This window comes from Geodermatophilus sabuli, from assembly GCF_010686765.1.
Lineage (GTDB): Bacteria > Actinomycetota > Actinomycetes > Mycobacteriales > Geodermatophilaceae > Geodermatophilus > Geodermatophilus sabuli_A.
The window spans coordinates 71,927-97,425 of sequence record NZ_JAAGWF010000002.1 but is presented as its reverse complement, the minus strand read 5'-3'; the positions used below and the strand labels follow the sequence as shown (position 1 = coordinate 97,425).

Genomic DNA, 25,499 nt, shown 5'->3' with positions numbered 1-25,499 from the left:
GGACGCTAGCCCCTGGCCCCGGCCGGCGGCAGCTAGCGGGGGCCGGTGTCCCCCGGCCGGTCGACGGGGGACACGATGGGGCCATGGCCGACGAACCGGACGACGACGTGCAGGCGGTGCTGGACGCCGAGGACCGCCGCTACGCCGCGATGGTGGCCGGCGACCTGACCGCCCTCGAGCAGCTGTTCGTGCCCGCGCTCTGCTACACGCACTCCAGCGGCGTGCGCGACACCCGCGAGGAGTACCTGGCCAAGCTGCGGTCGGGCTACTACGTGTACCGGCGGATCGAGCACCCGGTGGAGCGCGCGGCGGTCGCCGGGGACGGCGCGATCGTGGTCGGCCGGATGACCGCCGACGTCGACGTCGACGGCGTCCCGAAGACGATCGACAACCTCGCCCTGGCGGTCTGGACCCGCGCCGGCGGGACGTGGCAGTTGCTGGCCTACGCGCCGACCCGCCTGCCCGGCTGACCGGGCCGGGCCGGCGCCGGCTCAGCCGACCTGGAAGAAGTCGAAGACGACACCGGCCGGGTGCCGGACGCCGGAGCCGACGAAGACGTGCGAGGTCAGCGCCGCCAGCCGCGGCGCGGTCGTCTCGAAGCGCGGGGTGGAGCGGAAGTAGATCCGCGCCGGGTCGACGGGGAGGTCCTGCCGGAGCCGGGCGATGTCCTCGGCGGAGCCGGTGCGCAGGCCGAGGTTTTCCACGTAGACCGTCTCGCCCTCGTCGCTCTCCAGCACGTACCGGGCCTCGGCGACGGTCTCGGTCTCGGTGCGGACGACCTGGAAGTCCGCGCCACCGGGCAGCACCCGCCCGGTGAGCAGCCCGGACACCGTCCCGCCGGTGATCGGGATGACCCGGCGCTGCCCGGCGGGCGTCGGCCCGATCTCGATCGGCGGGTCGACGGTCACCTCCAGGTGCAGGACGTGGGTCAGGGGTGGCGGGGCGACGGTCACTGGTCCTCCTGGAGCTCCGGCTGGCCCCAGCGATCCTGCCCGACCGCCTGACAGCTCCCGGCCAGGGAGCTCGCAGCCGGCTCCCGGCCGGGCGGGGCACCGTCGGCCCATGGACGCCGACCGCCGCAGGGGACTCGTCGCCGCCCTGGTCCTGGCCGCCCTCGCGGTCGCCGCGCTGACCCTGACCCCGGCCGGCGGCTCGGGCTGGGCGTGGGGCGCGCCGCTGACCGAGTTGCGCTGGTACGCCACCGGCCTGGACTCGGGTGCGACTCTCCGGCAGCTGCTGGGCAACGCCGTCCTGCTGGTGCCGCTCGGCGTCCTCGCCGTCCTCCGGTGGCCTGCCCTCGGCACGCCGCTGCGGCTGGCCGGCCTCGCCGTCGGGACGGCGTCGGGCATCGAGCTGCTGCAGTGGGCGCTGCCGCTGGGCCGGGTCGTCTCACCGGTCGACGCCGCCCTCAACGCCGCGGGCGCGGTGCTCGCCGGGCTCGCCGTCGCCGGGCTGCGGGAGCTGCGCCGCCCGCGGGGGATGCCCTACACGAACAGGGCCGAGGCCTCCTGACGGGTGGCCAGCGCGGCCATCTCGTCGTCGGACGGGCGCCGCTGGAACCGTTCGGCGGCGTCGAGCACGCGGGGCAGCAGCTCGACGTCGCCGGTGCTGATGAGGAAGGCGTCGGGGCGGCCGAGCACCCAGTGCACCGCCAGGTCGATGTCCGCCTGGTCGCGCAGCGGCTCGTACCAGGTCGCCGCGGTGGCGGTGCGGCCGTCCCAGCGACGCCGGGCGAGGCTCTTGATGGTCTGCAGGGCCACGGTGCGCTCGGCGCAGACGGCCGCGAGCTCCTCGAAGGTCTCCGCGTAGCGGGCGTCCTGCATCTGGACGGCGTTGTACGGCACCAGCACGGAGTCGAACGGGTGCCGCTCCAGGCTCCGGAGGTGCATCGCCGGCACGGACAGTCCGTGGCCGGTGACGCCGATGGCGCCCACCAGCCCCTCCTCGCGGGCCTCGACGGCGGCCTCCAGCGCTCCCTCGGCGCCGAGCGCGACCTCCCACTCGATGACGTCGACGAGGTTGTGCAGCTGGATCAGGTCCACCCGGTCGACGCCGAGCCGGTCCAGCGACCTCCGGATCTGCTCCCGGGCGGCGCGGTAGCCCCGCTCCGCGGTCTTCGTGGCGACGAAGAAGCCGCCGGGGTCACGCCGCAGCCACGTGGCGATCCGCAGCTCGGCGTCGCCGTAGTCGGCGGCCACGTCGATGTGGTTCACGCCGTGCTCGAGCAGCACCTCCAGCGCCCGGTCGGCCTCGCCCTTGGAGACGCTCGCCAGCGCTGCCGCGCCGAAGACGACCCGGCTCGACTCGTGTCCGGTCGCGCCGAACGGCGCCCGCGGGATCATCTCCGGAGCCTAGGGCGGTCGGCCGCGCGTCGCCGTCCGTGCCATCGTGGGCCCGGCGACCGAGGAGGGACCGTGATGAGAGTGGCGCTGTTCGCCACGTGCCTGGTGGACACGGTGGTGCCGCAGGTGGCGCGGGCGACGGCGCTGCTGCTGGAGCGGCTGGGCCACGAGGTCGTCGTCCCCCGCGGCCAGAGCTGCTGCGGCCAGATGCACGTCAACACCGGGTACCGGCGCGAGGCCGTGCCGATCGTCGCCAACCACGTGCGGGCGTTCGCCGGCGCGGAGGCGATCGTGGCGCCGTCGGGCTCCTGCGTCGCCTCGATCCACCACCAGCAGGCGGCCGTCGCGCGGCGGGCCGGGGAGCACGCGCTGGCCGATGAGGCCGCGGCGCTGGCCGGGCGCACGTTCGAGCTGTCGCAGTTCCTGGTCGACGTCCTCGGGGTCACCGACGTCGGCGCCTACTACCCGCACCGGGTCACCTACCACCCGACCTGCCACTCGCTGCGGCTGCTGCGGGTCGGCGACCGGCCGCTGTCGCTGCTGCGCGCCGTCCGTGGGCTGGAGCTGGTGGAGCTGCCGCGCGCCGAGTCCTGCTGCGGGTTCGGTGGCACGTTCGCGGTGAAGAACGCCGACACCTCGACCGCGATGCTCACCGACAAGATGGCCGACGTGCTCGCCACCCGCGCCGAGGTGTGCACCGCCGGGGACGCGTCCTGCCTCATGCACATCGGGGGCGGGCTCTCCCGGCTGCGCTCGGGCACCCGGACCGTCCACCTGGCCGAGATCCTCGCCTCCACCGAGGACGCCGTGACCCCGCAGCAGGCGACCGCCCCGGCGGTCTCGGCATGACCGCCGTCTTCCTCGGCATCCCGACGGCACCGCCCGGCGTCGGGCACCTGCGCGGCGACCGGTCCTTCCCCGACGCCGCGCGGGACGCGCTGCGCGACGGCCAGCTGCGGGCCAACCTCGGGCACGCGACGTCGACGATCCGGGCCAAGCGGGCGGCCGTCGTCGGCGAGGTGCCCGACTGGGCGGAGCTGCGGCAGGCCGGCAAGGCGATCAAGGCGGCCACGATGGCCCGGCTGGACGAGCACCTGCTGGAGCTGGAGACGCGGGTCACCGAGCGCGGCGGCACGGTGCACTGGGCCCGGGACGCCGCCGAGGCCAACCGCATCGTCACCGAGCTGGTGCGGGCCACCGGGGCCGACGAGGTGGTCAAGGTCAAGTCGATGGCCACCCAGGAGATCGGCCTGAACGAGGCCCTCGAGGCCGCGGGCATCGCCGCGCTGGAGACCGACCTCGCCGAGCTCATCGTGCAGCTGGGCGAGGACCGGCCCTCGCACATCCTCGTGCCGGCCATCCACAAGAACCGGGCCGAGATCCGCGAGATCTTCGCCCGCACCATCCCCGGCGTCGACCCGTCGCTGACCGACGAGCCCCGTCGCCTGGCGATGGCCGCCCGGGCGCACCTGCGCGAGCGGTTCCTGCGCGCCCGGGTGGCGATCAGCGGGGCCAACTTCGCCGTCGCCGACACCGGGACGCTGGCCGTCGTCGAGTCCGAGGGCAACGGGCGGATGTGCCTGACCCTCCCCGACACGCTGATCACCGTCATGGGCATCGAGAAGGTGGTGCCCACGTGGCGTGACCTCGAGGTGTTCCTCCAACTGCTCCCCCGCTCCTCCACCGGCGAGCGGATGAACCCCTACACCTCCCTGTGGGCGGGGGTGACGCCCGGCGACGGCCCGCAGGAGTTCCACCTGGTGCTCCTGGACAACGGCCGGACGGCGGTGCTGGCCGACGAGATCGGCCGCGAGGCGCTGCACTGCATCCGCTGCTCGGCCTGCCTCAACGTCTGCCCGGTCTACGAGCGCACCGGCGGGCACGCCTACGGGTCGGTCTACCCCGGCCCGATCGGCGCCGTCCTCTCCCCGCAGCTGACGGGGGTCGAGGACAACGCCTCGCTGCCCTACGCCTCGTCGCTGTGCGGCGCCTGCTACGACGTCTGCCCCGTCGCGATCGACATCCCCTCGATCCTGGTGCACCTGCGCGCCGAGCACGTCGAGGCCCAGCAGCGGCGGACGCCCGAGGCCGCCGCCTTCCGGGCGCTCGCGAGAGCCATGTCGCACCCCCGGCTGTGGCGGCTGGCCCAGCGCGCGGCAGGGCTGGGCCGGTTCCTGGCCCGCGGCCGGCCGACGATGCCGGCGTCCCTGCCCCCGCCCGCGTCGGCCTGGACCCGCAGCCGCGACCTGCCCACCCCTCCGCGCGAGACCTTCACCGCCGCCTGGGCGCGGGAGCACGGGTCGTGAGCGCCCGCGACGAGGTGCTGTCCCGCATCCGCACCGCTCTGGGCGACCGCCGGCCGGTGCCCGACGTCCCCCGCGACCACCGCACCACCGACGACCGGCCACCTGACGAGCTGCTCGACCTGCTCACCGAGCGGGTCGAGGACTACCGGGCCACCGTGCTGCGCTGCCCGCCCGACGCCGTCACCCCGGCGGTGGTCGCCGCCCTGGACACCGGGCTGGGCGCCGGGGTGGGCGCCGGCTGGGATCCGGCGTCCGTCGTCGTCGCCCCCGGGGTGCCCGACGCGTGGCGTCCGGACGGGGTCGCGACGGACGACGGCCGGCCCGCGGTCGGGCTGGCAGCCTTCGCCGCGTCCGTCACCGGGGTCGCCGTGGCGATCGCCGAGACCGGCACGCTGGTGCTGGACGGGTCACCGCTGTGCGGCCGGCGGGCACTGTCCCTGCTGCCGGACTGCCTGGTCTGCGTCGTCGAGGCCGGGCAGGTCGTCGGCGAGGTGCCGGAGGGGCTCGGTCGGCTGGACCCGGTCGCCCCGCTCACCATGGTCAGCGGCCCGTCAGCGACCAGCGACATCGAACTGCAGCGGGTCGAGGGCGTGCACGGCCCGCGCACCCTCGTCGTCGTCCTGGTGGCCTGACCGCCGGTCTCACCGTCCGCGGTCAGCGGGGGGCGCGCACCAGACGGATCCGCCGTCGGCCAGCTCGCGAACCCGCTGTGGCAGGTCGGCCAGGTCGTCGCCCTTGAGCAGGTATCCGACGGCGCCCAACCGCTGGGCACGGTGGGAGGTGACCAGGCAGAAGGCGCCGGCGTGCACGGCGATCCGCGCGCTCGGCAGGACGTCCAGCAGCTCCCGCACCGCCTCGAGGGGATCGGTTCCGGGCAGCGTCGGATCGACGAGGACGACGTGCGGCCGCGTCCGGATGGCGGTCGGGAGCAGCTCCTCGCCGCTGCCGCACTCCCCCACCACCGTGATGTCGTCGGTCTCCTCGAACAGGTCCACCAGGACGCGGCGGACCACCGGGTGCGAGTCGGCGAGCAGGACCCGGATGCCTCCGGCGGGCCGGATCGGACGGTCCGTGTCCGGGACAGCCGACGCGGACCGGATCGGGGTTGTCGTCACACTCCAGATGACGCCTGGACCGCCCCGGCATGACGCGCCGTCCTCCCTCCGGTCGCACGCATCTGCCGGTCCGGGCCTGACCCGATGACCGGCTCCTCGCCCGGCCTCCTCTCCCGCGGGTGGCCGTCATCGCCGTACCGGTGCTGTCCCGGTGGGGTCAGAAGGGTGGTGGGTCGTCGGCCTCGACCGGGTCGGGTGCCGGTGGTGGCGGCCCCGGTGGTGCGGTCAGGACCCGGGCGCCGGTGACTGGCAGCCGGGATGCGCGCCGGTCGGGTGGGGTGTGGCCGGGTGGTCGGGTGGTGCGGGTGACGCCGCTGGGTGTGGTCACGGTCAGCACCCCGTCGGCGGTCATCGCATAGCGCCAGCCGGGGGCGTGGGTCTTGAGCCGGTGGTGCCGGCGGCACAGGCAGCACAGGTTCTGGCAGGCGGTCGGCCCACCGCAGGCGTAGGACTGCACGTGGTCCAGGTCGGCCCAGCCGGCCCGGTTGGAGCAGCCGGGATGCCGGCAGGTGCGGTCGCGGGTCTGCACCCACCGCCGCTGCGCAGGCGTCGGCTCGTAGCGGTCGATCGGTGGTGGCCGGTCCAGCACCGGGCAGCCGCAGGCGGCACCGGCCGTGTCTTGCCCCTCGTGGGGTCGCCGTCGGCGGCGGCGTTTCCGGCCGGGGGGCTGGTCGTGGGTGGGGCAGCCGCGGCGGGCGATGCTCTCCAGTTCCCGCCGGGACGCGGTCGCCCGCAGGGTTCCGTCTGGGTCGGTGATCGCCACCGTCAGACTGCCCCCGGTCGGGGCCTGCAGCCCGCCGGGACAGACCGCGTCCAGCTGGATCAGCAGCTCCCGCACGTGCGCGGCGGTGATCGGCTCCCCACCCACCACCGCCGTCGGCGCCGGCACCGACCCCGGCCGCACCAGCAGCGCACCCGCCCCAGCGGCGTCGGGCCCGGGTGGGCGGAGCGCGTCCAGGGGTGTGGTGATGGTCAGCTGCGCGGTCACCGGCTCGCGGGTGTCGTCCCACGGCCGCAGGGTCAGGTCGGCCAACACACCCACCCGCAGCACCCCCAGGGGGCGGTCGTCACCGGCGGCCTTCGCCGCCCGCGCATGCCCGGTGAGGGTGTCCCGCACCGCCAGAGCGAGCGGCTGCGGCATCCGCGCCACCAGCTCGGCCATCCCGTCCCCGGCCGGGCGGACGGTCACGTCCGCGGCCGCCTCCGCATCCCGCCGGCGCACCTCGGCCGCCGCGGCATCCCGCGCGGTCAGCTCCCGGCGCACCGCCGCGGTCAGCTGCCGGACCGACAGCTCCATCGCCGTCGGCAGCACCGCGGCCTCCACCGCGGCGAGCACCAGCGGATCGGTGGACCGCGCCTTCCAGCCCAGCTCGTGCGCGACCGCCCGCGCCCGCGGCCAGTCCAGCCGGCCGTCGGCCAGCGCCGCCCACGTGCCGGGCAGCTTCCCGACCAGCGTCACCGCCTGATCGGTCAGCACCGAGGCCGCAGACCGGGAGCAGTTCAGCACCTGCGCCAACTCATCGGCGAAGAACTCACTGACACCCTCCGGCGCCCCCGGCCCAGCCACCACGTCGGCCGCGGCCCCACCGGGAGCACCGGCCGGAACGTCGAACACCGCCGGCCGGTCCCCGGCCAACGACGCCACCAGATCCACCCGGTACGCCGCGATCATCGCCTCCAACCGGGCCAGCCGCCCCAACTCCAGCGCCTTCTCCTCCGGCGTCCGCAACGCCGGCGGCAGGATCTCCGACAACCGCGCCGGACCCGGCACCGCCGGCACGTCGACCTCGGCCACCGTCAGGCCCAGCCCGAACCCGCCACCGATGAACACACCCCGAACCTACGGAGCAGGTACGACAGTTCCCGGCGCTCCGACCAGCGCGGACGGCCCTCCGGCGCTGGCTCGCACCGGCCGACGGATCCGACCGGTGCCGGCGCGCCGTGATCCGGACGGCGGCGCACAGCTCCGCGGTCGCGGCGGCGGAGGTCCGACGGCGCCCCCCGCCAGCGGTACTCCACCTGCGAACGGCCCGCGCCGCCGTAGCGGGGGCGCCGGACGGGTGGGTGTCGGCGAGGTACCAGCGGGCCGTGATCCGGGCGGCGCCGATCAGCTCCTCGGTCTCGGCGGCAGAGGCCCGACGCCGGCTCTCACCGCCAGCGGTACTCCATCTCGGGACGGCCGGCGCCGCCGTAGCGGGGGGTGCGCTCGACGAGCCCCGTGTCGGCGAGGTACTCGAGGTACCGGCGCGCCGTGATCCGTGAGGCGCCGATCAGCTCGGCGGTCTCGGCGGCGGACAGGCCCGGAGCGGCCCGGACGGCGGCGACCACGGCGTCCAGGGTCTCCCGCGCCATCCCCTTGGGCAGCGGCGCCGGCCGGCTCGGGCGCACCGCGCCGAGCACCCGGTCGACCTCGTCCTGGCCGGCCGCATCCCCGTCCGCGTGCAGCTGCGCGCGGTAGGCGGCGTAGGCGGTCAGCCGGTCGCGCAGCGCCGGGTAGGTGAACGGCTTGAGGAGGTAGCCGACGACGCCGTTCGCGGCCGCCGCGCGCACCGTGGCCAGCTCCCGCGCGGAGGTGACCGCGAGGACGTCGACCGGCGCGCCCGCCGCGCGCATGCGGCGGCAGAGGTCGATGCCGTGCGTGTCGGGCAGGTTCATGTCGAGCAGCACCAGGTCGACCGGCAGGCGGGCCAGGGCGTCGAGGGCCAGCGCCCCGGTGCCCGCGACGGCCGCGGTCGCGAACCCGGGCGTGCGGTCCACGTAGGCCCGGTGCGCCTCGGCGGCCACCGGCTCGTCCTCGACGACCAGCACGCGGATCACCCGGTCGCCCCCGCCGGCACCGGCACCGGGAGCGGCAACGAGACGACGAACTCCGCGCCCGGACCCGGTCGCACGGTGATCGTGCCGCCGTGCCGGCGCACCGCCTGGGCGACCAGCGCCAGACCCAGGCCGCGGCCCAGGCCCGCGGGCGCACCGGACGCGTCCTTGGTGGACCACCCGCGCTCGAAGACCCGGGCCACCTGCTCGTCCGGCACCCCGGGGCCGGTGTCCTCCACCCGGATCTCCAGCCGGCCGGCGTCGATCACCGCCGTCAGCTGCACCTCCCGCGGCGGGTCGCCGGCCAGCGCGGCGTCGATCGCGTTGTCCAGCAGGTTGCCCACGATGGTGACCAGGTCACCGCCGGGCAGGCCGGTCTCCCCCACCGACGTCCCCGGATCGATCTCCAGCAGGACGCCGCGCTCGTGCGCGGTCGCCGCCTTGCCCAGCACCAGCGCGGCCAGCACCGGGTCGCCGACCGCTCCGACCACCCGGTCGGTGAGCCGCTGCGCCGAGGCGAGCTGGGCCGTGGCGAAGTCGATCGCCTCCTGCGTGCGGCCGAGCTCCACGAGCGAGACGGTGGTGTGCAGCCGGTTGGCCGCCTCGTGCGCCTGGGACCGGAGCGCCTCCGCGAAGGACCGGACACTGTCCAGCTCGCCGGTGAGCGCCTGCAGGTCGGTGTGGTCCCGCAGGGTCACGACCGTCCCGGCCGACGCGTCCCCGGCCCGCGGCGGGGCCTGGTTGACGACCAGCACACGGGTCCCGGTCACGTGCACCTCGTCGACCGCGGTGCGCTGCTCGACCAGGACGGCGGTCAGCTCCGGCGGCAGGCCGAGCTCGGCGAGGTGCCGTCCGGTCGGGTCGCCGTCCACCCCGAGCAACCGCCGCCCCTCGTCGTTGACCAGCTGCACCCGCCGCTCGCCGTCCACCAGGAGCAGGCCCTCGCGGACGGCGTGCAGCACCGCGTGGTGGTACTCCAGCAGCCGCGCCAGCTGCCCCGCGGACAGCCCCCGCGTCTGCCGCTGCAGCCGGCGGCTCAGCGCCCAGCTGCCCAGGCCGCCGACGGCGAGGGTGACCAGGGCCGTCCCGGCGATCCCGGGGACGGCGCCGGCGAGGTCCCGCCCGATCGCCTCCACCGTGATCCCGGCCGACACCAGCGCGACGACCTCGCCGTCGGCGTCCTCGACCGGAGCGGTGGCGCGCACCGACGGGCCGAGGGTGCCGGTGTAGGTCTCGGTGAAGGTCTCCCCGGCCAGCGCCGGGGCGATCGTGCCGCGGAAGGGCCGGCCGATCTCGGCGGGGTCGGGATGGGTGTAGCGGGTGCGGTCGGGGGCCAGCACCGTGATGAACGACGTGCCGGTGTCGGCCCGGACCTGCTCGGCATAGGGCTGGAGGACCGCCGTGGGGTCGGGCCCGGTGACGGCCTCGATGACCAGCGGGGAGTCCCCGAGGCTCTCCACGATGGCGGTGGTCTGCTGCTCCGCGGCCTCCTGCACGGCCTGCCGGGCGTCGAGGTAGGCCACCACCGTCGCGGTCAGGACGACGACACCCACCACCAGCGCCTGGAGCAGCAGCAGGCGCCGGGCCAGGCTCGGGTCACCGCGCCGGCGGTGCCGCGGGAGGGCGGGCACGTCCACGTCCGCGAGTGTGCCGCCTGCCGGCGCAGCCGCGTGCGACGTGAACGCAATGAACGTATGCGTGACCGCGGTCACGCGACGCCGGAGTGTGAGCGCCGTCGCCCTCCCCGGGCGACCGCCCGCCGGGGGCACACCTCCGGCCGAGCCTCCCAGGAGCAGTGATGGCCTCAGACACCGCCCAGCCGCCCACCCAGCGGCGCGACCGCACCCATTGGCTCTACCTCTCCGTCATCGGTGCGGTCCTCGCCGGGATCGCGGTGGGCTTCGCCTTCCCCGGCTTCGCCACCGACCTGAAGTGGCTCGGCACGGCCTTCGTCGGCCTGATCAAGATGCTGATCGCGCCGGTCATCTTCTGCACGATCGTGCTCGGCATCGGTGCGATCCGGCAGGCGGCCAAGGTCGGCCGGATCGGCGGCCTGGCCCTGGGCTACTTCATCCTCATGTCGACGATCGCGCTGGCGATCGGCCTGGTGGTCGGCAACGTGATCAGCCCCGGGGACGGGCTCGAGCTCTCCGACGAGCTGCGCGGCCAGGGGTCGGAGCTGGCGACGACCGCCGAGGAGAGCGGCGGCACCGTCGACTTCCTGCTGGGGCTGATCCCCACCACGCTGCTGTCGGCCCTGACCGAGGGGTCGGTGCTGCAGGCGCTGCTGGTCGCGCTCCTCGTCGGTTTCGCCATCCAGGCCATGGGCCGCTCCGGTGAGCCGCTGCTGCGCGGCGTCGGGCACCTGCAGAAGCTGGTCTTCCGGATCCTCGCCATGGTCATGTGGCTCGCGCCGGTCGGCGCCTTCGGGGCGATCGCGGCCGTCGTCGGCGAGACCGGCATCGACGCGCTGAAGAGCCTGGCCGTGATCATGCTGGCCTTCTACGCGACGTGTGCCATCTTCGTCTTCGTCATCCTCGGGCTCATCCTCCGCTTCGTGGCGCGGGTGAACATCTTCGCGCTGCTGCGGTATCTCGGCCGCGAGTTCCTGCTGATCGTCTCCACGTCGTCGTCGGAGACGGCCCTGCCGCGGCTGATCGCCAAGATGGAGCACGCCGGCGTGAGCCAGCCGGTCGCCGGGATCGTCGTCCCGACCGGCTACTCGTTCAACCTCGACGGCACCGCGATCTACCTGACGATGGCCTCGCTGTTCATCGCCGAGGCGCTGGGCGACCCGCTGTCGATCGGCGAACAGCTGGGCCTGCTCGCCTTCATGATCATCGCGTCGAAGGGTGCGGCCGGGGTCACCGGCGCCGGACTGGCCACCCTGGCCGGCGGGCTCTCCGCGCACCGCCCCGACCTGCTGGACGGCGTCGGGCTCATCGTCGGCATCGACCGGTTCATGTCCGAGGCGCGCGCGGTGACCAACTTCGCCGGCAACGCGGTCGCCACCGTCCTGGTGGCCACCTGGACCAGGGAACTCGACCGCGACCAGCTGTCCGCGGCACTGTCGGGCGAGAGCCCGTTCGACGAGGCCACCATGCTCGACGAGCACGGCGGCACCGACGAGCCGGCGTCCGGGACCGACGCCGGGCCGGGGCAGCGGGACGCCGAGGCCGCGCAGCGTGACCTGGCGGCGGCGCCCCTGCGCTGACCGACGGTCCTCACGGCGACCTCCCCCGGTGCCCCGGGGGAGGTCGCCGTCTGCGTGCCCGGCTCCCGCGAGATCAGGACCAGGCGTGGCTGCCGTGGAGGTGGTCGGACCCGGCGGTCCCGTCGCGGTCGGCCGCGCGGCGCTCGCGGCGGTCGCGACGCTCCCGCCGCAGGTCGACCACCGCGAGCACCAGCGCCGCGCCGGCCCCGGTCACCGCCACGGCCAGCCCGGCGGCGGCCGCGGTCGGGAAGTCCTGGTCGGTGCCGGCGAGGACGACGTAGAACAGCCCCGGCAGCGCCGCCGTCCCGACCGCGCCGCCGAAGCGCTGCGCCGTCTGCAACCCGCCACCGGCGGCGCCGGCCATCCGCACCGGGACGTCGCGCAGGGTCAGCGTCACGTTCGGGGAGAGGACGAAGCCGGCGCCGATCCCCCCGACGAGCAGCGCCGGCGCGATGGCGATGCCGGCCAGGCCGGTGGGCACGACGAGCAGGACGACGGCCGCCGCGCCCAGCCCGGTCATCACCGCGGCCAGCCCGGACACCGTCAGCGCCCGCCCGAACCGCTGCACCATCCGGCCGGCCACCACGGCCGCGCAGGCCGACCCGAGCGCGAACGGGGTGACCGCCACGCCGGACTGCAGCGGCGTGTAGCCCAGGCCGGTCTGGAAGAACAGCGCGAGGACCAGCCAGATGCCGCTGAACCCGATGAAGTAGAGGGTGGCCAGGGCGGCGCCGATCGCGTACCCGCGGGTCTCGGTCACCAGGCGGGGGTCGAACACCGGCACGCCGCCACGGCGCACGACCCGCCGCTCCCACCCGACGAACCCGGCCAGCACCAGCGCGCCGAGCGGGAACAGCCACCACAGCCGCACCAGCCCGCCGGACTCCGCCTGGACCAGCGGCAGCAGCACCGCCAGCGCCCCCGCACCGAGCAGGGCCACGCCGCCGAGGTCGATGCCGCCGCGGGCCCCCGTCCCACCGCGGGGCAGCAGCCGCCAGGCGAGCACGAAGGCGACCACGCCGATGGGGACGTTGACGTAGAAGATCCACCGCCAGCCGTCGGGCCCGTCGGCGAGGCTCAGGATCACCCCGCCCACGATCGGGCCGACCGCGGTGCCGATCCCGATCGTGGCCCCGAACAGGCCGAAGGCCCGTCCCCGCTCGCCACCGCGGAACAACTGCTGGATCAACCCGGAGTTCTGCGGGGACAGGCACCCGGCGCCCAGCCCCTGCGCCACGCGCGCCGCGATCAGCAGCTCGACGGAGGGGGCCGCGCCGGCCGCCGCACTGCAGGCCACGAACAGCGAGAGCCCGACGAGGAACATCCGGCGCCGGCCGAGGGCGTCACCGAGCCGGCCGGCGGGGACCAGCATGAGCGCGAAGGTGAGCGCGTACCCCGAGACCACCCACTGCACCGTGGCCGGCGAGGCACCCAGGTCCCGCTGCAGCGAGGGCAGGGCGACCGCGACGATGCTCACGTCGAGCAGGGCCATGAACCCCACGACCAGCGTCACCCACAGGGCCCGCCACCGGCGCGGATCGGGCCGGTACCCCTTCGCCGCCGCGGGGTCCTCCTGGTCGAGGGCAGCTGGCTGGGTGGGCACGCGGGCGCCTCCGGAGGGCGAGGGGAGGCGGCCGGGTGCGCGCCCGCGGCCGATTGTCCGCCGCGCCGGCGCCGCGGGAGCACGGCCCCCGGTCAGGCGGGCACGGCGGCCGCCTCGGCCAGCGGGAGGAGCACCTGGAAGCGGGTGTCGCCGGGCTCGGACCGCAGCCGCAGGTCGCCGCCGTGCCGGTTGACCACGATCCGCCACGAGACGTCCAGGCCCAGGCCGGTGCCCTGGCCGACCGGCTTGGTGGTGAAGAACGGCTCGAACACCCGGCGGCGCAGCTCGTCGGGGATGCCCGGCCCGGTGTCGGCGATCTCGACGAGGGCGCAGTCGCCGTCCCGCGAGGTCCGCAGGGTGAGCGTCCCCTCCCCCGCCATGGCGTCCAGTGCGTTGTGGATGAGGTTGGTCCACACCTGGTTGAGCTCCCCGGCGTAGGCCGGGACGGCCGGCAGCCCGCGGTCGTAGTCCTTCACCACCGTCACGCCGGGCGCGATCTTGGCGCCGAGCATGACGAGGGTGGCGTCCAGCCCGACGTGCAGGTCGGTCGGCTGGTGCGGAGCCCGGTCCAGCTGCGAGTACTGCTTGGCGGCGTCGACCAGCGCCGAGATGCGCCCGGTGCTGTCGAAGATCTCGACGAGCAGCATCTCCGTCTCCACGGCGTAGGCCAGCCAGCGCAGCGCCGGTTCCAGGAAGGACGGCGCCACGACGTCGGCGACCCGGTCGAGGTCGGCGACCCCCAGCCCGGCCGGGACGAACACCGTCGCCAGCTGCCACGGCGAGTCCACGTCGTGCTCCTCGAGCCAGTCCCCGAGCTCGTCCTCCGCGTCGGACCGGTCGAGCGCGCTGAGCTCCGGACTGCTGCCGATGCGGGCCACCAGGTCCTCCTGCAGCACCGTCAGCGCGCGCAGCTGCTCGCCGTCGATCGCGCCCTCCGACAGCAGGGCCAGCTTGTGCCGCATGCCCGCGAACCGCTCCCGGAGCGCGGCGGCGGCCCGCGCGGCCGCCGCCGCCGGGTTGTTCAGCTCGTGGGTGAGCCCGGCAGTCAGCTTGCCCAGCGCCAGGAGCCGCTCGCGCTGGGCGACGAGCTCCGCGGAGGTGCGCTGGCCGACGAACATGCCCTCCAGCAGGTGGACCGCCATCGGGTACCACTGCCGGAACACCCGCGCGAACTCCTCCGCCTCCAGGGCGAGGAACCGGGCGTCGGTCACCGCCCGCACCGTGGCGGGGTAGCTCTGCGGGATGCGGTCGCCGAAGTAGAACTGCACGGCGCCGGAGTAGACGCCGCGGTCCGACGTCCGGACGGTCTCGACCTCGCTGCCACCGACCAGCCGGACCATGCTCATCGTGCCGGAGAGCAGCACGAAGAAGCACCGGGCCGGCTCACCCTGCACCGACACCTCGGCGCCGGCCGGGCAGTCGACGACGTCGCCGTGGTCGGCCACCCACTGCAGCTGGGTCTCGTCGAGGTCGGTGAAGAGGAAGAGCTCGCGCAGCTCGGCGGGGGTCAGCCGGGCCGCCGCCGCGCTCACGGCTGCTCCAGGTAGCGGTGCACGAGGGTGACGGCCATGGCCCCCTCGCCGACGGCGGAGGCGACCCGTTTGACCGACTCGGCCCGCACGTCACCGGCGACGAAGACGCCCGGCAGGCTGGACTCCAAGAAGTAGGGGTCGCGGTCCAGGCCCCAGCCCCGCGGCCGGCGGCCGTCCGCCATCAGGCCGGGTCCGGTGGGGATGAAGCCGCGCTCGTCCCGGACGACGGCGCCGTCCAGCCAGCCGGTGCGCGGAGCGCCGCCGATGAAGACGAACAGGTGGCTCGCCGGCACCGTCTGCCGCTCCCCGGACTGGGCGTCGAGGAGGGTGACGGACTCGAGGTGGCCGTCACCGTGGGCCCCCTGCAGGGTGGTGCAGGTGCGGACGCTGATCGCGGGGATGGCCGCGATCTGCTCGATCAGGTACGCCGACATGGACGACTCCAGCGACGGCCCGCGGACCAGCAGGCACACCGACCGCGCGTAGCGGGAGAAGAAGACCGCCGCCTGCCCGGCGGAGTTGGCGCCCCCGACGATGAAGACGTCGCGGTCGGCGCACTCGGCCGCCTCGGTCATCGCCGACCCGTAGAAGACCCCGCGCCCGGTCAGGTCGTCCACACCGGCCACCCCGAGGCTGCGGTAGGACACCCCGGTGGCCAGGACGACGGCGTGCGCGCCGATGCCGCGGCCGTCGTCGAGCCGCACCACCCGCTTGGGCCCGTGCGTCTCGAGCGCGACGACGTCGCGGGCCAGCAGGATCTCCGCTCCGAACTTGACCGCCTGCCGGCGGGCGCGGTCGGCGAGCTGGCCCCCGGAGACGCCGTCGGGGAAGCCCAGGTAGTTCTCGATCCGGCTGCTCTGCCCGGCCTGGCCGCCGGGCGCCTCCCGCTCGACCAGCACGGTGCGCAGGCCCTCCGACGCCCCGTACACCGCCGCGCCGAGCCCGGCGGGCCCGCCGCCCACGACCACGAGGTCGTAGAACTCCTCCCGCGGGTCGATCGACAGCCCGGCCACCGCGGCGAGCTCCGCCTCGGACGGGTTCCTGAGCACCTGCGCGTCGGCGGTCACGACCACCGGGACGTCGTCGGGGCCGGCGCCCGCGGCGCTGAGGATCCGCTGCCCCTCGGGCTCGTCGACGTTGAACCAGCGGTAGGGGACGGCGTTGCGGGCCAGCAGGTCGCGAGCGCGGAAGGACGGCGCCGACCAGCGGTGCCCGACCAGTTTCACGCCCTCCACGACGGCGTCCGCGGTCTCGCGCCAGGCGTCGATCATCGCGTCGACGACCGGGTAGAGCTTCTCCTCCGGGGGGTCCCAGGGCTTGAGCAGGTAGGAGTCGACGTCGACCAGGTTGATCGCCGAGATCGCGGCGTCGGTGTCGGCGTAGGCGGTGAGCAGGGCCCGGCGGGCGCGCGGGAAGAGGTCCATCGCCCGCTCGAGGAACTCGATCCCGTTCATCGCGGGCATCCGGTAGTCGGCCAGCAGCACCGCCACCGGGTCGCCGCGGAGCTTGAGCTCGCGGAGGGCCGCCAGCGCCTCGTCCGCCGAGGACGCGCGCAGCACGCGGAACTCCTCGCCGTAGCGCCGGCGCAGGTCACGGGCGACCGCGCGGGAGACCCCCGGATCGTCGTCCACGCTGAGCAGGACCGGCTTGCCCATGGCGGCCTCCTGTCCGGTAGGGCACCCCGGAGTCGGCCCCCTCGGTCGCCACGCTAGTCCCGCGCAGGGGCGCCGCGACACCCTCGCGCGGCCCGCCCGGCGTCCCTACGGTGTGGGACGGACAGCCGCCGGACGGAGGGACACCGCCATGACCGCGACCCCGGGGATCGACCCGTCGGCACCCCCCAGCGGCCCCGGGTGCCAGGAGTGCGAGGCGACCGCCGGGTGGTGGTTCCACCTGCGCCGGTGCGCCCAGTGCGGGCACGTCGGCTGCTGCGACTCCTCTCCGTCGCAGCACGCCCGGGCGCACGCCACCGACACCGGGCACCCCGTCATCCGCAGTTACGAGCCGGGCGAGGGGTGGTTCTGGGACTTCGCCCGCGAGCAGGCGGTGACCGGGCCCGACCTCGCCCCGCCCCTGGCGCACCCGGCCGACCAGCCGGCACCGGGTCCGCGCGACCGGGTACCGGCCGACTGGCGGTCCCGGCTGCACTGAGGCGGGCGGTCCGCCCTCAGCCGGCGGCCGGGCCGGCCCACGCCCGGCGGCGGACGCCGTCCGGGTCGGCCTCCACCCGGGGAGTCACGTCGAACACGGCGGTGCACCGGTCCTCCGGCCGGTGGGGCAGCCACCCGCCGAGCCCGCCACCGGCCGGCGTCCCCGTGGTCACCGTGCGGAGGACGGCCGCCTGCAGCGCCGCGGTGACCGCGAGGTCCGCGGGCGTCATGTCCCCGCCCGGGCGGGCCAGCAGCGGCCGCGCCACGAACCGCGGCGGATGCGCCCACAGGCAGGCGTTGTCCGCGCCGTGGCTGGGTCCGAGCGCCGCGAACGAGGGCAGGGACGGCGTGTGGTCGAAGCGGCTGAGCCAGGCCCGGCCGCCGGCGGCGGTCTGCGCCTCCGCGAGCGCCCACGCCGGCCGCACCCACATCTCGTCGGTGAGCAGCGCCTGCAGCGGGTCCTCGCCGGGTCGTGCAGTGGCCGCGTAGACGCCGAGCAGGCGGTCGAACTCGGCACCGCCGGCCCGCCGCCGCGCCACCGCCACCGGTCCGTCGGCGCCGCCCTGGAGGAAGGCCGCCATCTCGTCGCGGCAGGAGGCCAGCCACAGGGCCGTGTCCCGCAGACCGCCCCGGGCGACCACGTCGACCGTGCGCTCGACGAGCACGGCGCCGTCGCGGACCGGGGCGAACAGCACCCCGCCGAGGTACTCCGCCCGGCTGGCGGCCCCGGCCTCCCGGGCCGCACCCAGCACCGCCTCGACCGGCAGCTCGCGCAGTCGCGCCCGGTCGGTGCGGGCCACGCCGAGCCGGTCGAGCACCCGGCCGGCGACGTCCACGCTCTCGGCCGGCTCCTGGGGCAGCCCGCCGATCGAGAGGGCGACCGCCGCGCGGGCCCGGCGTCCCGACGGGGTGGCCAGCAGCGCGCAGACCAGGCTGGCCCCGGCCGACTGGCCCACCAGCGTCAGCCGGTCCGGGTCCCCGCCGAACGCGGCGACCTCGCGGTGCACCCAGTCCAGGGCGGCGAGCAGGTCGGTCACCGCCGGGCTGGGCTCCGGGTCCTCGACCGTGCCCAGCTGCAGGAAGCCGAGCGGGCCGAGCCGGTAGGAGACCGCGACGACGACGGCCGGACCGGCCGCGGCCAGCACCGATCCGTCGTAGTCGGCAGCCGCGCCGGTCTGGAAGGCGCCGCCGTGCACCCAGAACAGCACCGGCAGCGGGCCCGCGGACGCGGCCGGTGCGTAGACGTCGAGGGTCAGGCACTCCTCGACGCCGACCAGCCCACCACCGGGCAGGTACTGGACGCCGACCGGCCCGGGCGCGGTGGCGTCGCGCGGCGCCGTCCACCGGCCGACGGGTCCGGCCGGCCCGAAGCGCTCGGCGCGGGCGTACGGGATCCCCCGCCAGGCGCGGACGCCGTCGTGCACCCGGCCGACGACGGGCCCGGGCGAGGTCTCGATGTGGTGGTCGGACACGACAGCACCTCCGGTGCGGACGCCCGCGGGCCCCGGCCGGTGGCCGGGGCCCGCGGGTGGGACGGGGTCCCGGCTAGGCGCCGACGAACTGCCGGTCGCGCGGGGTGGTGTCCTTGCGGCCGAGCTGCTCCAGCGGCACGTGCGCGGTCTCCCGGGCGGTCAGCGCGCACACGCCGGCGACGGTGGCCGCACCGGCGGTCAGGAAGGCCACCGGGAGCCAGCCGGAGGGACCCTCGCCGACGATGGCTGCGGCGATGGTCGGCGAGAAGCCGCCGAGGGCGAAGCCGATCTGGGTCCCGATCGCCATGCCGGAGTAGCGGACCCGGGTGTCGAACATCTCCCCGTAGAGGGCGGGCCAGATGCCGTTGGCGGCGGAGTAGACCAGACCGGAGAGGAGGATGCCGAACAGGAAGACCAGCGGCACGTTGCCCTGCTGCAGCGCCCACAGGAACGGGAAGGCGGTCACCGCGGACCCGAGGGCGCCGATGGCGAACACCGGACGACGGCCGATCCGGTCGGACAGCATCGCCCAGAGCGGCAGTGCGGCCAGCGCCAGGACGTTGGACAGGATGACCATCCAGAGCAGGGTGGTCCGCTCCAGGCCGACCACGTTGGTGCCGTGCGCGAGCGACCAGGTGCCGACGATCGTGCTGACCACCGAGACCAGGGCGCACAGGACGACCCGCAGCACCGAGGCCCAGTGGTCCCGGAAGAGGACGGCGACGGGCAGCTTGGCGACGACGTCCTCCTTCTCGGCCTTCTCGAACTCCGGGGTCTCCGGCAGCGCGCGCCGCACCCAGTAGCCGACCGCGACGACCAGGGCGGACAGGAAGAACGGGACCCGCCAGCCCCAGCTGAGCAGCTGGTCCTCCGGCAGCAGCGCCACGCCGAGGAAGACCAGGTTGGCCAGGATCAGGCCGGCCTGGGTGCCCTCGAGGGTGAAGCTCGTGAAGAAGCCGCGCCGCCCCTCGGGCGCGTGCTCCAGCGTCATCGCGTTGGCGCCGCTCTGCTCGCCGGCCGCCGACAGCCCCTGCACCACGCGCAGGAAGACCAGCAGGACCGGGGCGGCCACCCCGATCGACGCGTACGACGGGATCAGCCCGATGGCGAAGGTCGAGACGCCCATCATCAGCAGGGTCAGCACGAGCATCTTCTTGCGGCCCAGCTTGTCGCCGAAGTGGCCGATGATGACCGCGCCGATCGGCCGGGCGACGTAGGCGACGCCGAAGGTGGCCAGCGACAGCAGGGTGGCCGTCGCGGGGTCGCTGTCGGGGAAGAACACCTGCGGGAAGACCAGCCCGGCGGCGGCTCCGTAGATGAAGAAGTCGTAGTACTCGAGCATGCTGCCGACGAAGCTGGCCAGCGCGGCCTTGCGGGGGACGCGCTCCACGACGGCGTCGCCGCCGGGTGCGGGGGTTGAGGTGCTCATGACGCGGTCTCCTGGGAGTGCCGGTGGCATCGAACTCGTCGAGCCGGATGGGCGGCCGGGCGGTGCCCGGCGCGGTCAGGCGTGCGGCGCTTGCGGTGCGGTGCGCGGCGGCCGGGGTCTCCGGTCGGTCGGTCCCTCCGGGGGCCGGTGCCGCGGGCTCCCAGTTGCTTATGTACCAACTGGTTACGTACCGAATGGTGAGGTGATGGCCGTCACCGTGTCAAGCGCCGGATGGACCGGCGCATCGGCGCGCGGCCGGCGAGGAGGGGTCAGGCCCTGGTCAGCGGGCCGTGAGATAGGCGACGACGAGATCGCCGAGCACCCGGCGCTGGTGGTCGCGACGGGCGGGGTCGAGCATGTCGCGCCCGAAGATGACGCCGAAGGTGTGCCGGTTGGCGGTGCGGAAGACGCAGAACGCGCTGATCACCTGGTGCACGTCCAGCGCGTCGACGTCGTCCCGGAACAGCCCCGCGGCCCAGCCCCGGTCGAGGATCGTGCCGAGGACGTCGAGTGCCGGGTTCGCCAGACCGGACAGCGCCTCGGAGCGGGCGATGTGCTCGGCCCGGTGGATGTTCTCGATGCTGACCAGCCGGATGAAGTCCGGATGCGCCTCGTGGTGGTCGAAGGTCAGGCCGGCGAGCTCCCGGATCGCCTCCACCGGGTCCAGGTGCTCGACGTCCAGCTGCTGCTCGAGGCCGCGGATGCGGCTGTAGGCCGCCTCGAGGACCGCGACGTAGAGCTGCTCCTTGCCGCCGAAGTAGTAGTAGATCATCCGCTTCGTCGTGCTCAGCTTGCCGGCGATCTCGTTGATCCGCGCCCCGGCGTAGCCGCGGTCGGCGAACTCCGCCGTGGCGACCGCGAGGATCTCCGCCCGCGTCCGGTCCGCGTCGCGGGTGCGCTCGGGACCGCCCGGCACCGGGCCGTCTCCGGCAGCGACGGGGGTTCCCCCGTCGGACGGGCGGGCGGCCACGGCTTCCTCCTGCCTCGGCGGACGTCGCCCCAGCCTAGGTGGCGCCGCGCGCGACCCCGGACCGTCCTCGGCGCCGGTGCGGGGGCCAGCGTGCCCCAGATCACGCGGGGGGCTGGCGCACGTCTGGCCGATGTGGTCCTCTTGTGTCAACTCACCAGTTGGTACATACCTCTCGGGAGACGCCTCGATGACGCCCAGCGCGCAGAGCTTCCTGGTCGGCCTGGTCGGCACGGGCATCGGCCCGTCGCTCACCCCGCCCTTGCACGAGCGGGAGGCCGACGAGCTGGGACTGCGGTACCTGTACCGCCGGCTGGACCTCGACCGGCTGGGCCGGCCGGCCACCGCCATCGGGGAGGTCCTGGCCGCGGCCCGGCTCGCCGGGTACGACGGGCTCAACGTCACCCACCCGTGCAAGCAGCTGGTGCTCGACCACCTCGACGAGCTCTCCCCCGACGCGCAGGCGCTCGGCGCGGTCAACACGGTCGTCCTGCGGGACGGCCGCGCGGTCGGGCACAACACCGACTGGTCCGGCTTCGCCCGAGCGGTCGACCGCGGCCTGACCGACGCCCCCCTCGGCCGGGTCGTCCTGCTCGGCGCCGGGGGCGCCGGTGCCGCGGTGGCGCACGCGCTGCTCACCCTGGGCACCCGCCGGCTGACGGTGGTGGACGTCGACGCCCAGCGCGCGGGCGAGCTGGCCGGGGCGCTGCGCGACCGGTTCGGCGACACCCGTGCCACGCCCGGCGACCCCGCCACGCTCCCCGCCGCGCTGGGCGAGGCCGACGGGCTGGTGCACGCCACACCCACCGGCATGGCCGCGCATCCCGGCCTGCCGGTGCCCGCGGAGCTGCTGCGGCCCGACCTCTGGGTCGCCGACATCGTGTACCGCCCGCTGGAGACCGAGCTGGTCCGCGTGGCGCGGCGGCTCGGCTGCCGCGTGCTCGACGGCGGCGCGATGGCCGTCTTCCAGGCCGTCGACGCCTTCCGGCTGTTCACCGGCGTCGAGCCCGACGCCGAGCGCATGCTGGCCCACTTCACGACGCTCGTCGCCGGACCGGGCCCCGATGTCCGGATCGGCTGAGCCGGGACGGGGCCTGCGCCGGGCGATCGCGACGGTCTGCCTGTCGGGCACGCTGGAGGACAAGCTCGCCGCCGCCGCCTCGGCCGGTTTCGACGGCGTCGAGGTCTTCGAGCCCGACCTCGTCGCCTCGCCGTGGGCACCGAGCGAGCTCGCCGCCCGCTGCGCCGACCTCGGCTTGTCCATCGACCTCTACCAGCCCTTCCGCGACCTGGACTCCACCGACCCGGACCGGTTCGCCCGCAACCTGCGCCGCGCAGAGCGGAAGTTCGACGTCATGGCGGGCCTGGGCGTCGACACGGTCCTGGTGTGCTCCTCCGTCGCCGAGGACGCCGTCGACGACCCCGACCACCTCGCCGGTCAGCTGGCCGCCACCGCGGCGCGGGCCGGCGAGCGGGGCCTGCGGATCGCCTACGAGGCGCTGGCCTGGGGCACCCACGTGTCGACCTGGGAGCGCTCGTGGGACGCCGTCCGCCGCGCGGACTCCCCCGCCCTCGGGCTGTGCCTGGACAGCTTCCACGTGCTCTCCCGCGGCGGGGACCCGGCCGGCTTCGCGCAGGTGCCGGCCGAGAAGCTGTTCTTCCTGCAACTGGCCGACGCGCCGCGGCTGCGGATGGACGTCCTGCAGTGGAGCCGCCACCACCGGCTCTTCCCCGGGCAGGGCGCCTTCGACCTGCCCGCCTTCCTCGGCGCCGTCCTGGCCGCCGGGTACACCGGGCCGCTGTCGCTCGAGGTCTTCAACGACGTCTACCGCCAGTCCGACCCGGTCCGGACGGCGATCGACGCCATGCGCTCCCTGCGGTGGCTGGAGGAGGCCCTCGCGCTCCGCTCCCCGGGGGCCGGCCTGCCGACCCCGCCGTCCGCCCCCGAGCTGACCGGCTGGTCGTTCACCGAGCTCGCGGTCGACGGCGTCTCCGGCCCGCGGGCGGCGGACGTGCTCACCACGCTCGGCTTCACCCACACCGGCCAGCACCGCTCCAAGCCGGTCCAGCTGTGGGAACAGGGCGCCGCGCGGGTGCTGCTGAACGGCTCGGTCGTCCGGCCGGCGGCCGCCGGCGTCGCGGCCGTGGCCGCGCTGGGCCTGGAGAGCGCCGAGCCCGGGCGGTCGGCGGAGCGCGCCGAGGCGATGTGCGCGCCGGTCCTCCCGCGTACCCGCGGGGCCGCGGAGGCGGAGCTGTCCGCGGTCGCCGCGCCCGACGGCACCGAGGTCTTCTTCACCCGCACCGGCCCCGACGGCTGGCCCGCGGACTTCCTCGCCACCGGTGAGCAGGCCGGCCCGGGCGCCGGGATCACCGGCCTCGACCACGTCGGGCTGAGCCAGCCGTTCGACGCCTTCGACGAGGCGGGCCTGTTCTACCGCGCGGTGCTGGGCCTCGAGCCGCAGGAGGTGACCGAGCTGGCCGCGCCGTTCGGGCTGGTGCGCACCCGCGCGGTCACCGGCCCGCATCGGGCGGTGCGGCTGGCGCTGAGCGCGGCCACGCTGCGGCGCGGCGGGTGGGCGCCGGGGGTCCCAGAGCCGCAGTACGTCGCCTTCGCGACCGACGACGTCGTCGCGGCCGCGCGGGCGCTGCGCGCGGCCGGCGCCGCCCTGCTGCCCGTGCCGGCCAACTACGCCGACGACCTCGAGGCCCGCCTCGACCTGCCCGCCGACCTGCTCGCGGCGGTCCGCGAGCACGGCCTGCTCTACGAGGAGGACGCCGCGGGCGGGTACCTGCACCTGGTCACCGAGGTCCTGGGTGGCCGGGTGTTCTTCGAGGTGGTGCAGCGGATCGGCGGCTACGACGGCTACGGCACCGCCGACGCGCCGGTCCGCATGGCCGCCCACCGCCGGCTCCGGCAGGCCGCGCCGCGCTGAGGACCGGACGACCACCGTCGGCGCGGCCGGCTCGGGCGGGGAGGGGTCAGCCGGTGAACGCGCCGGTCTCGGCCAGCCGGGACGGCGTCACGGTCTTCAGCCGGGCGACGGCGTCGGCCAGGGGGACGAGGTCGATCTCGGTGCCCCGCAGCGCGACCATCTGCCCGTGCCGGCCCTCGTGCGCGGCGATGGTCGCGTGCAGCCCGAAGCGGGTGGCGAGGACCCGGTCGAAGGAGGTCGGCGTGCCGCCGCGCTGGACGTGCCCGAGAACGGTGGCGCGGACCTCCTTCCCGGTGCGCCGTTCCAGCTCGGCGCCCAACTGCTGGGCCACCCCGGTGAACCGCCGGTGCCCGAACTCGTCGGTGCCGCCGTCGCGCAGGGGCATGTGACCGGGCAGCGGCACGGCGCCCTCGGCCACCACGCCGATGACGTGGGAGTCGCCCCGGTCGAAGCGCTCGCACACGATGCGCACCACCTCGTCCACGTCGAAGGGCTCCTCCGGCACCAGGGTGAGGTGGGCGCCCGAGGCCAGACCGGCGTGCAGGGCGATCCACCCGGCGTGCCGGCCCATGACCTCGACCAGCAGCACCCGCTGGTGGGACTCGGCGGTGGTGTGCAGGCGGTCGATGAGGTCGGTGGCGATGCTCACCGCGGTGTCGAAGCCGAAGGTCAGGTCGGTGCCGTCGATGTCGTTGTCGATCGTCTTGGGGATGCCGACGACCGGGACGCCGGCCTGCGAGAGCAGGTGCGCGGCGGTCAGCGTGCCCTCCCCGCCGATCGGGACGAGCACGTCGATCCCGTGCGCGGCCAGCACGCCCTTCATCGACGGGACACCGGACCGCAGCCGCTCCGGCGCCACCCGTGCCGAGCCCAGCGTCGTCCCGCCGCGGGTGAGCAGGCCGTCGACGGCGGTGACGTCCAGCGGCGTCGTCCGGTCCTCGAGCAAGCCGCGCCAGCCGTCGCGGAAGCCGATCACCGCACTGCCGTAGTGGGCGCTCGCGCTGCGGACGACGGAGCGGATGACGGCGTTGAGGCCGGGGCAGTCGCCCCCGCCGGTGAGGATCCCGATGCGCACCGGTGTCTCCCTGGGTCGTGGACCGGGTCGCTGCGGACCATACGTCATGACGACATGACGTCCGCTGTGACGCGACGACCCCGGCGCGTCGCGATCAGGAGCGGCGGGTCTCCTCGACCTGGAACAGCATCGCGATGCCGGCGAGCTCGAGCACCCGGCAGAAGCGGGGCGTAGCCCGGCGGATGACCGCCGGACGCCCGCAGCGCGCGGCGGACTGCGCCCACCGGACCAACATCGACAGGCCGGTCGAGTCGATGTAGCCCACGCCCTCGACCGAGACCGCCACCAGGCTCGCCTCGTCCACCCCGCCGGCGTGGATGTCGTGCACCAGAGGAGAGTCGACGTCCCCCCGCAGGTGCAGCACAGGCCCCTCTGCCTCCTGCACCACCTCGAACCAGCCCGTGGGCGGGTCGAGTCCCTGCACGCCGAGGACGTCCACGCGCCCACTGTGGCGGGGACCACTCACCGGGACAACCAGCCTGCGCGCGCCGCCACCCTCGCGGGGGATCGCCGGCCCCTCCGGTGAGCCGTGGCCGCGCGTCGCGGC

At 75.4% G+C, this 25,499-nt stretch carries 23 protein-coding genes; 9 read left to right on the top strand and 14 right to left on the bottom strand.

From position 1 onward, the window contains the following. Positions 1–83 precede the first annotated feature (83 nt). A complete protein-coding gene (locus GCU56_RS00645; protein ID WP_163479573.1) occupies positions 84–470 on the top strand; it encodes a nuclear transport factor 2 family protein in 387 nt (128 codons plus the stop codon). A 21-nt stretch (positions 471–491) separates the two neighbouring features. On the opposite strand, the gene GCU56_RS00640 is transcribed toward GCU56_RS00645, so the two are convergent. Next, positions 492–953: a DUF3237 domain-containing protein gene (locus tag GCU56_RS00640; protein ID WP_345771558.1), complete on the bottom strand. Its 462-nt coding sequence runs from the start codon at positions 951–953 to the stop codon at positions 492–494. 109 nt (positions 954–1,062) lie between these two features. Between GCU56_RS00640 and GCU56_RS00635 the strand changes: the two genes are divergently transcribed. Next, positions 1,063–1,512, top strand: coding sequence for a VanZ family protein (locus tag GCU56_RS00635; protein WP_163479571.1), 450 nt, complete (start codon positions 1,063–1,065; stop codon positions 1,510–1,512). On the opposite strand, the gene GCU56_RS00630 is transcribed toward GCU56_RS00635, so the two are convergent. Further along, positions 1,485–2,342 (bottom strand): aldo/keto reductase, encoded by an 858-nt coding sequence (locus GCU56_RS00630; RefSeq protein ID WP_163479570.1) that lies wholly within the window; start codon positions 2,340–2,342, stop codon positions 1,485–1,487. The two genes, GCU56_RS00635 and GCU56_RS00630, sit on opposite strands and share 28 nt — an antisense overlap. A 75-nt stretch (positions 2,343–2,417) precedes the next feature. Here GCU56_RS00630 and GCU56_RS00625 point away from each other — a divergent pair, with 75 nt between their 5' ends. The 3 genes from GCU56_RS00625 to GCU56_RS00615 are packed head-to-tail and all read left to right on the top strand — an operon-like array spanning position 2,418 to position 5,280. After that, positions 2,418–3,191 (top strand): (Fe-S)-binding protein, encoded by a 774-nt coding sequence (locus GCU56_RS00625; protein ID WP_163479569.1) that lies wholly within the window; start codon positions 2,418–2,420, stop codon positions 3,189–3,191. Further along, complete coding sequence (locus GCU56_RS00620) at positions 3,188–4,648, top strand: LutB/LldF family L-lactate oxidation iron-sulfur protein (RefSeq protein WP_163479568.1); 1,461 nt, start codon at positions 3,188–3,190, stop codon at positions 4,646–4,648. Before GCU56_RS00625 ends, GCU56_RS00620 begins: the two co-directional genes overlap by 4 nt. Further along, entirely contained in the window at positions 4,645–5,280 is a 636-nt protein-coding gene (locus GCU56_RS00615) for an LUD domain-containing protein (protein ID WP_163479567.1), read from the top strand. The genes GCU56_RS00620 and GCU56_RS00615 overlap by 4 nt, the downstream gene beginning before the upstream one ends. Positions 5,281–5,289: 9 nt before the next feature. On the opposite strand, the gene GCU56_RS00610 is transcribed toward GCU56_RS00615, so the two are convergent. The 4 genes from GCU56_RS00610 to GCU56_RS00595 form a co-directional block, all read right to left on the bottom strand. Then, positions 5,290–5,763 carry a response regulator gene (locus tag GCU56_RS00610; RefSeq protein ID WP_345771557.1) on the bottom strand — a complete coding sequence of 158 codons (474 nt, stop codon included), beginning with the start codon at positions 5,761–5,763 and terminating at the stop codon, positions 5,290–5,292. 157 nt (positions 5,764–5,920) lie between these two features. Continuing rightward, the gene (locus tag GCU56_RS00605; RefSeq protein WP_163479565.1) at positions 5,921–7,594 is read right to left on the bottom strand and encodes a DUF222 domain-containing protein; all 1,674 of its coding nucleotides are present in this window, start codon (positions 7,592–7,594) and stop codon (positions 5,921–5,923) included. Between the two features lie 317 nt (positions 7,595–7,911). After that, on the bottom strand, positions 7,912–8,580 hold the full coding sequence (locus GCU56_RS00600; RefSeq protein ID WP_163479564.1) for a response regulator: 669 nt from the start codon (positions 8,578–8,580) through the stop codon (positions 7,912–7,914). Beyond that, positions 8,577–10,214: an ATP-binding protein gene (locus GCU56_RS00595; RefSeq protein WP_163479563.1), complete on the bottom strand. Its 1,638-nt coding sequence runs from the start codon at positions 10,212–10,214 to the stop codon at positions 8,577–8,579. The genes GCU56_RS00600 and GCU56_RS00595 overlap by 4 nt, the downstream gene beginning before the upstream one ends. A gap of 161 nt (positions 10,215–10,375) precedes the next feature. On the opposite strand from GCU56_RS00595, the gene GCU56_RS00590 reads away from it, so the two are divergent. After that, positions 10,376–11,791, top strand: coding sequence for a cation:dicarboxylate symporter family transporter (locus GCU56_RS00590; RefSeq protein ID WP_163479562.1), 1,416 nt, complete (start codon positions 10,376–10,378; stop codon positions 11,789–11,791). A gap of 73 nt (positions 11,792–11,864) precedes the next feature. Here the strand turns inward: GCU56_RS00590 and GCU56_RS00585 are convergent, their stop codons facing one another. From GCU56_RS00585 to GCU56_RS00575, 3 genes are all read right to left on the bottom strand, one after another. Beyond that, complete coding sequence (locus GCU56_RS00585) at positions 11,865–13,394, bottom strand: MFS transporter (protein ID WP_345771556.1); 1,530 nt, start codon at positions 13,392–13,394, stop codon at positions 11,865–11,867. Between the two features lie 92 nt (positions 13,395–13,486). Further along, positions 13,487–14,926, bottom strand: a complete 1,440-nt coding sequence (locus tag GCU56_RS00580; RefSeq protein WP_163479561.1) for an ATP-binding protein — start codon at positions 14,924–14,926, stop codon at positions 13,487–13,489. Then, entirely contained in the window at positions 14,923–16,581 is a 1,659-nt protein-coding gene (locus GCU56_RS00575) for an FAD-dependent oxidoreductase (RefSeq protein ID WP_163479560.1), read from the bottom strand. The genes GCU56_RS00580 and GCU56_RS00575 overlap by 4 nt, the downstream gene beginning before the upstream one ends. Positions 16,582–16,729: 148 nt before the next feature. Here GCU56_RS00575 and GCU56_RS00570 point away from each other — a divergent pair, with 148 nt between their 5' ends. Continuing rightward, positions 16,730–17,077 carry a UBP-type zinc finger domain-containing protein gene (locus GCU56_RS00570; RefSeq protein WP_163479559.1) on the top strand — a complete coding sequence of 116 codons (348 nt, stop codon included), beginning with the start codon at positions 16,730–16,732 and terminating at the stop codon, positions 17,075–17,077. Between the two features lie 16 nt (positions 17,078–17,093). Here the strand turns inward: GCU56_RS00570 and GCU56_RS00565 are convergent, their stop codons facing one another. The 3 genes from GCU56_RS00565 to GCU56_RS00555 all read right to left on the bottom strand — a co-directional run bounded on the left by GCU56_RS00565 (position 17,094) and on the right by GCU56_RS00555 (position 20,947). After that, positions 17,094–18,548, bottom strand: coding sequence for a carboxylesterase family protein (locus GCU56_RS00565; protein WP_163479558.1), 1,455 nt, complete (start codon positions 18,546–18,548; stop codon positions 17,094–17,096). Positions 18,549–18,621: 73 nt separating this feature from the next. After that, positions 18,622–19,977, bottom strand: coding sequence for an MFS transporter (locus GCU56_RS00560; RefSeq protein WP_163479557.1), 1,356 nt, complete (start codon positions 19,975–19,977; stop codon positions 18,622–18,624). A 280-nt stretch (positions 19,978–20,257) separates the two neighbouring features. After that, positions 20,258–20,947: a TetR/AcrR family transcriptional regulator gene (locus tag GCU56_RS00555; RefSeq protein WP_345771555.1), complete on the bottom strand. Its 690-nt coding sequence runs from the start codon at positions 20,945–20,947 to the stop codon at positions 20,258–20,260. A 187-nt stretch (positions 20,948–21,134) separates the two neighbouring features. Here GCU56_RS00555 and GCU56_RS00550 point away from each other — a divergent pair, with 187 nt between their 5' ends. Together GCU56_RS00550 and GCU56_RS00545 are read left to right on the top strand one after the other, a co-directional pair. Then, a complete protein-coding gene (locus GCU56_RS00550; RefSeq protein WP_163479556.1) occupies positions 21,135–22,025 on the top strand; it encodes a shikimate dehydrogenase in 891 nt (296 codons plus the stop codon). After that, a complete protein-coding gene (locus GCU56_RS00545; protein ID WP_163479555.1) occupies positions 22,009–23,877 on the top strand; it encodes a sugar phosphate isomerase/epimerase and 4-hydroxyphenylpyruvate domain-containing protein in 1,869 nt (622 codons plus the stop codon). The genes GCU56_RS00550 and GCU56_RS00545 overlap by 17 nt, the downstream gene beginning before the upstream one ends. Before the next feature lie 46 nt (positions 23,878–23,923). Here the strand turns inward: GCU56_RS00545 and GCU56_RS00540 are convergent, their stop codons facing one another. Together GCU56_RS00540 and GCU56_RS00535 are read right to left on the bottom strand one after the other, a co-directional pair. Next, positions 23,924–24,952 carry an ATP-dependent 6-phosphofructokinase gene (locus tag GCU56_RS00540; RefSeq protein WP_163479554.1) on the bottom strand — a complete coding sequence of 343 codons (1,029 nt, stop codon included), beginning with the start codon at positions 24,950–24,952 and terminating at the stop codon, positions 23,924–23,926. Between the two features lie 94 nt (positions 24,953–25,046). Beyond that, complete coding sequence (locus GCU56_RS00535; RefSeq protein WP_163479553.1) at positions 25,047–25,391, bottom strand: STAS domain-containing protein; 345 nt, start codon at positions 25,389–25,391, stop codon at positions 25,047–25,049. Positions 25,392–25,499: the final 108 nt, after the last annotated feature.